The sequence below is a fragment of the Streptomyces anatolicus genome (genome assembly GCF_019400875.1).
GTDB classification, from domain to species: Bacteria; Actinomycetota; Actinomycetes; order Streptomycetales; family Streptomycetaceae; genus Streptomyces; species Streptomyces anatolicus.
On the sequence record NZ_WMBF01000401.1, the window covers coordinates 1 to 5,958 of the forward strand.

Consider the following 5,958-nt stretch of genomic DNA (forward strand, 5'->3'; position numbering starts at 1 on the left):
CGCCGGCACCTGGGCCGGGGGGAGCGGCGCCCGGTGGCGTCCGTGCGGGTGCACCGAGTTGGTCACAGGCCCTCCCACCAAGAGCTGGGTGAGACGACCCGGGACCGCACTGCGCCTACGGGGGTGGTGGCAGCGTGGAACATCTGACGCACCCTAGCGTCGCCGCGCGGTCTTCGTAAAACCCTCGTCACTTTCGTCAACGCAATCCCTGTCAATCGCTCAGCCGATTACCGCTTATCGGGCCCACGTACCCGCGAATCGTTCCGGTAGACAGGGAGATGCGGCTGTTTTCTGTCCCATACGTCACAATTCATCCATCTTAAATGGTGCATAACGCCCGCGGGCGACTCCGGTGATATGTCCGATTGGTCACCGGGCCCGAAACTCCGGATGTGCCCACCACAACAATTCGAATTTCTTGCGAACGCCGTGTGTGGTGATGGCAACGACCGGACGGAATTCCCGAAGGCCGCGAGGCGTCGAATTGCCGCCCCCGTCAAGCTTTGGCCGACGATCCGTCACCGGCCGCATACAGCGGGCATGTTGGTGGCACGATGGACGGTGGCGGGGGTGTGCGGGGTCGTACCCCCCGGGCCGGGAGAGCGACCGACCTAGGGTGTGATCAGTGTGGCCATTTCGCTGTCAGTGGTGCTGCTGTTGGCGATCATCCTCGTGGTGCTGATCCGTGGGGGATCGCTCAAGACGGGGCCGGCGATCGTCGCGGTGCTCTTCGGATTCTTCCTCGCGTCGACGGGCATGGCGCCGTCGATAAATCGTTTCTTGAACGAACTGGCGGAGACCATCAACTCGATCAGTTTCTGAGCGGCCCGATCGCTTTCCGGGCAGAACGCCGCCGGCCCGGCCGCTGGATTCAGCGGGCCGGGCCGGAGGTCTCGCGAGAGCGGGCGACGGGAATCGAACCCGCGTAGCTAGTTTGGAAGACTAGGGCTCTACCATTGAGCTACGCCCGCACGGCGCACCAGGGCCCTCGGGCCGTGGTACGAAAGGCATCGTAGCGGGTCCCCGGCGCCGGCCGCACACCCCCCGTGCCGCACACCTTCTGCACGGCCCGGCGCGACCGGGGCCGCCCGGCCTGCGGGCATGTACCCTACGTCTCGCACCGACGGGGTGTGGCGCAGCTTGGTAGCGCGTCCGCTTTGGGAGCGGAAGGCCGTGGGTTCAAATCCCGCCACCCCGACCAGCAGGTCTCTCCCCACAAGATCGCGTTGTGGCTCGGCTCCCGCTTGCCGTTACTATGCAAGCTGTGTGCCCGTGTGTCTCTGAGCCGGGCAGAATCCCAAGCAGTCAGCCCCAAGGAGACCGAACCGTGAAGAGCGCCGTGGAGACCCTGAACCCGACTCGGGTTCGGCTCACTGTTGAGGTGCCCTTCGAGGAGCTCAAGGACAGCCTCGACGCGGCCTACAAGAAGATCAACCAGCAGGTCACGGTGAAGGGCTTCCGCAAGGGCAAGATCCCGGCCCGCGTCATCGACCAGCGGTTCGGCCGTGGCGCCGTCCTCGAAGAGGCCGTCAACGACGCGCTCCCGAAGTTCTACACCGAGGCGGTCAACGAGGCCGAGCTGAACGTCCTCGGCCAGCCCGAGGTGGACATCACCGAGCTGAAGGACAACGAGACCCTCAACTTCACCGCTGAGGTCGACGTCCGCCCGACCATCGAGATCCCGGACTACTCCGGCATCGAGGTCGAGGTCGACGCGATCGAGGTCAGCGACGAGGACGTCGACAAGGCCGTCGAGGAGCTGCGCGAGCGCTTCGCCTCCACGTCCCCGGTCGAGCGTGCCGCCGAGGACGGCGACGTCGTGACGATCGACCTCCAGGCGAAGGTCGACGGCGAGGTCCTGGAGGACGGCGTCGCGAACGGCGTCTCCTACACCATCGGCTCCGGCGAGCTGCTCGAAGGCATCGACGACGCCGTCAAGGGCCTGGAGGCCGGCGGCGAGGCCACCTTCACCTCCGAGCTGAAGGGCGGCTCCGCCGCCGGCAAGGAGTCCGAGGTCACCGTCAAGGTCACGCAGGTCGCCAAGCGCGAACTGCCCGAGCTGGACGACGACTTCGCGCAGCTGGCCTCCGAGTTCGACACCCTCGACGAGCTGAAGGCCGACAGCCGCAAGCGCCTCGAGAACATGAAGCAGTACGACCAGGCGACGCAGGCCCAGGAGCGCGTCCTGGAGAAGCTGCTCGAGCTGGTCGAGGTCCCGGTCCCCGAGAAGCTCCTCGCGGACGAGATCCAGACCCGCAAGCACAACCTGGTCAACCACCAGCTCGGCCAGATGGGCCTCGACCTCGCGAAGTACCTGGAGATCCAGGGCAAGACCGAGGAAGAGTTCGACGCCGAGACCAAGGAGCAGGCCGAGAAGGGCATCAAGACCCAGTTCGTCCTCGACGAGCTGGTCAACAAGGAGAAGCTGAACGTGAACCAGGAGGAGCTCACCGAGCACCTCATGCGTCGCGCGCAGTCCTCCGGCATGTCCCCCGACCAGTTCGCCCAGGCCGTCGTCGAGGGCGGCCAGGTCCCGATGCTGGTCGGCGAGGTCGCCCGCGGTAAGGCCCTCGCGGTCGTCGTGGAGGCCGCCACGGTCAAGGACACGAAGGGCGAGGTCATTGACCTCGCTGACGAGGAGGAGGAGTCGGCGGAGGCCGCCGAGTCCGCCGAGTCCGCCTCCGCCGAGGAGAAGACCGAGGCCTGAGCCTCCTAGCGCTGTACCTTCTGCGGGCCCCCGGGACTTGATCCCGGGGGCCCGCAGTCGTGCCCCGTCAGGGGCGCGGGGAACTGCGCGCTCAGCCCCCGCCGGGCCGCAGTCGCGTCTGCCCGCTGCGGGCTCCACGGCGGGTGCGGCTCGTACGTGGTTGCTCGCGCAGTTCCCCGCGCCCCTGACGGGGCACGACCTGCGCTCACAGCGAACAGTTACGTCTCCGGGATTCCCGGAGGGACCCCGCGCGTTAGGGTCCATGGATATGAGGGCAGGGGAGTCCCCGGAGCCGCCCCGGAGCGGCTGGCACGCGGGGTCCCAGCCCCAGCTGAAGACGTGAGACGGCCCGGCGCCGTCGTAAGACGAGCAGGTGGATACGTGACGAATCTGATGCCCTCCGCCGCCGGCGACCCCTCCATCGGTGGTGGCCTCGGCGACCAGGTCTACAACCGGCTGCTCGGCGAGCGGATCATCTTCCTCGGCCAGGCCGTGGACGACGACATCGCCAACAAGATCACCGCGCAGCTGTTGCTCCTTGCCGCTGAGCCCGACAAGGACATTTTCCTCTACATCAACAGCCCCGGCGGCTCGATCACCGCAGGCATGGCGGTCTACGACACCATGCAGTACATCAAGAACGACGTGGTGACGATCGCGATGGGCATGGCGGCCTCCATGGGCCAGTTCCTGCTCAGCGCCGGTACGCCCGGCAAGCGCTTCGCCCTGCCGAACGCCGAGATCCTGATCCACCAGCCCTCCGCGGGCCTCGCCGGCTCCGCGTCGGACATCAAGATCCACGCCGAGCGTCTGCTGCACACCAAGAAGCGGATGGCGGAGCTGACCGCTCACCACACCGGCCAGACCGTGGAGCAGATCACCCGCGACTCGGACCGCGACCGCTGGTTCGACCCGCAGGAGGCCAAGGAGTACGGCCTCATCGACGACATCATGCCCACCGCCGCCGGCATGCCGGGCGGGGGCGGCACGGGAGCCTGAGGCACCCCTCAGCGTCCCGTAAGCCGAAACCTCAGCCCACGCTCCTCAGGAGACCAAGACAGATGAACAACCACCCCGGCAGCGGCCTCTACGCCCGCACCCAGGCCGAGCTCGGACCGGCCGCGCAGGCCGAGTTCACCGGCGCCCGCGCCGAGTCCCGCTACGTCATCCCGCGCTTCGTCGAGCGCACCTCGCAGGGCGTGCGCGAGTACGACCCGTACGCGAAGCTCTTCGAGGAGCGCGTGATCTTCCTCGGCGTGCAGATCGACGACGCCTCCGCCAACGACGTCATGGCGCAGCTCCTGTGCCTGGAGTCGATGGACCCGGACCGCGACATCTCCATCTACATCAACAGCCCCGGCGGCTCGTTCACGGCCCTCACGGCCATCTACGACACGATGCAGTTCGTGAAGCCGGATGTGCAGACCGTCTGCATGGGCCAGGCCGCATCGGCCGCCGCGGTCCTCCTCGCGGCCGGTACGCCGGGCAAGCGCATGGCCCTGCCGAACGCGCGCGTCCTGATCCACCAGCCCTACAGCGAGACGGGCCGCGGACAGGTCTCCGACCTGGAGATCGCCGCGAACGAGATCCTCCGGATGCGCGCGCAGCTGGAGGACATGCTGGCCAAGCACTCCACGACGCCGATCGAGAAGATCCGCGACGACATCGAGCGCGACAAGATCCTCACGGCCGAGGACGCGCTCGCGTACGGCCTCGTGGACCAGATCATCTCCACCCGGAAGATGAACAATTCCGCGGTTGCCTGACGCGGCGCTGTAGCATCTGCCGCTCCTCGGCACGGTTCGCGCACGACTCGCGTCGAAGTGAACCGTGCCAAGGGGGGCCCGAACGGGGGTCCCGGCAAGGTACCGTCGGATATGAGGCACCAGGAGCCGCTGAACGTGGCGTCTCCCAGGCGAAGGGGAAGCACCTCGTGGCACGCATCGGTGACGGCGGCGATCTGCTCAAGTGCTCGTTCTGCGGAAAGAGTCAGAAGCAGGTCAAGAAGCTCATCGCAGGCCCCGGTGTGTACATCTGCGACGAGTGCATCGACCTCTGTAACGAGATCATCGAGGAAGAGCTCGCGGAGACGAGCGAGGTCCGCTGGGAGGAACTGCCCAAGCCTCGCGAGATCTACGAATTCCTTGAGGGCTATGTCGTGGGCCAGGAGCCCGCGAAGAAGGCCCTCTCGGTAGCGGTGTACAACCACTACAAGCGGGTCCAGGCAGGAGAGAACGGCGGCGCGGCCGGCCGTGACGACGCGATCGAACTCGCCAAGTCGAACATCCTGCTGCTCGGCCCGACGGGCTCCGGCAAGACGCTCCTGGCGCAGACGCTCGCCCGCATGCTGAACGTGCCGTTCGCCATCGCGGACGCGACGGCGCTGACGGAGGCGGGCTATGTCGGCGAGGACGTCGAGAACATCCTGCTCAAGCTGATCCAGGCGGCCGACTACGACGTCAAGAAGGCCGAGACCGGGATCATCTACATCGACGAGATCGACAAGGTCGCCCGCAAGAGCGAGAACCCCTCGATCACGCGCGATGTCTCGGGCGAGGGCGTCCAGCAGGCCCTGCTGAAGATCCTCGAGGGCACGACGGCCTCGGTCCCGCCGCAGGGCGGGCGCAAGCACCCGCACCAGGAGTTCATCCAGATCGACACGACGAACGTGCTCTTCATCGTGGGCGGCGCCTTCGCCGGCCTCGAGAAGATCATCGAGTCGCGGGCGGGCGCCAAGGGCATCGGCTTCGGCGCCACCATCCGCTCCAAGCGCGAGCGGGAGGAGAAGGACCAGTTCGAGGACATCATGCCGGAGGACCTGGTGAAGTTCGGGATGATCCCCGAGTTCATCGGCCGCCTCCCCGTGATCACCTCGGTCCACAACCTCGACCGTGAGGCCCTGCTCCAGATCCTGGTGGAGCCGCGCAACGCGCTCGTGAAGCAGTACCAGCGCCTCTTCGAACTGGACGGCGTGGAGCTGGAGTTCGAGCGTGAGGCCCTTGAGGCCATCGCGGACCAGGCGATCCTCCGCCAGACCGGCGCGCGCGGCCTGCGCGCCATCATGGAGGAAGTCCTCCAGTCGGTGATGTACGAGGTTCCGTCCCGCAAGGACGTGGCCCGCGTCGTCATCACGGCGGACGTCGTCCGCTCGAACGTGAACCCGACCCTGGTGCCGCGCGACGCGCGGGGTCCGGGCGCCGGGGAGCAGAAGTCCGCGTAGTTCTCCTACGCGGTTCTCGTACGCGCAAAGG

The 5,958-nt window shown here is 67.1% G+C and carries 5 protein-coding genes and 2 tRNA genes; 6 read left to right on the top strand and 1 reads right to left on the bottom strand.

Translation table 11 applies throughout. From position 1 onward, the window contains the following. Window positions 1–627 precede the first annotated feature (627 nt). The gene (locus GKQ77_RS25925; RefSeq protein WP_125512773.1) at window positions 628–822 is read left to right on the top strand and encodes a hypothetical protein; all 195 of its coding nucleotides are present in this window, start codon (window positions 628–630) and stop codon (window positions 820–822) included. 78 nt (window positions 823–900) lie between these two features. Here GKQ77_RS25925 and GKQ77_RS25930 read toward each other — a convergent pair. Then, a tRNA-Gly gene (locus tag GKQ77_RS25930) sits at window positions 901–971 on the bottom strand. A gap of 153 nt (window positions 972–1,124) precedes the next feature. Here GKQ77_RS25930 and GKQ77_RS25935 point away from each other — a divergent pair. The 5 genes from GKQ77_RS25935 (at window position 1,125) to clpX (ending at window position 5,927) form a co-directional block, all read left to right on the top strand. Further along, window positions 1,125–1,201, top strand: a tRNA-Pro gene (locus tag GKQ77_RS25935). Between the two features lie 126 nt (window positions 1,202–1,327). Next, on the top strand, window positions 1,328–2,707 hold the full coding sequence (tig, locus tag GKQ77_RS25940; protein ID WP_219691360.1) for a trigger factor: 1,380 nt from the start codon (window positions 1,328–1,330) through the stop codon (window positions 2,705–2,707). Window positions 2,708–3,100: 393 nt separating this feature from the next. Next, entirely contained in the window at window positions 3,101–3,706 is a 606-nt protein-coding gene (locus tag GKQ77_RS25945; RefSeq protein WP_030783279.1) for an ATP-dependent Clp protease proteolytic subunit, read from the top strand. A gap of 62 nt (window positions 3,707–3,768) precedes the next feature. Continuing rightward, window positions 3,769–4,473: an ATP-dependent Clp protease proteolytic subunit gene (locus GKQ77_RS25950; protein ID WP_030783282.1), complete on the top strand. Its 705-nt coding sequence runs from the start codon at window positions 3,769–3,771 to the stop codon at window positions 4,471–4,473. 167 nt (window positions 4,474–4,640) lie between these two features. Further along, window positions 4,641–5,927, top strand: coding sequence for an ATP-dependent Clp protease ATP-binding subunit ClpX (gene clpX, locus GKQ77_RS25955; protein ID WP_219691361.1), 1,287 nt, complete (start codon window positions 4,641–4,643; stop codon window positions 5,925–5,927). The last annotated feature ends 31 nt before the right edge of the window (window positions 5,928–5,958 follow it).

What these genes read in the sequence shown, in the direction of transcription:
- GKQ77_RS25950 (WP_030783282.1), top strand. Translation starts at nt 3,769, where the DNA reads ATGAACAACCACCCCGGCAGCGGCCTCTACGCCCGCACCCAGGCCGAG.
- GKQ77_RS25945 (WP_030783279.1), top strand. Translation starts at nt 3,101, where the DNA reads ATGCCCTCCGCCGCCGGCGACCCCTCCATCGGTGGTGGCCTCGGCGAC.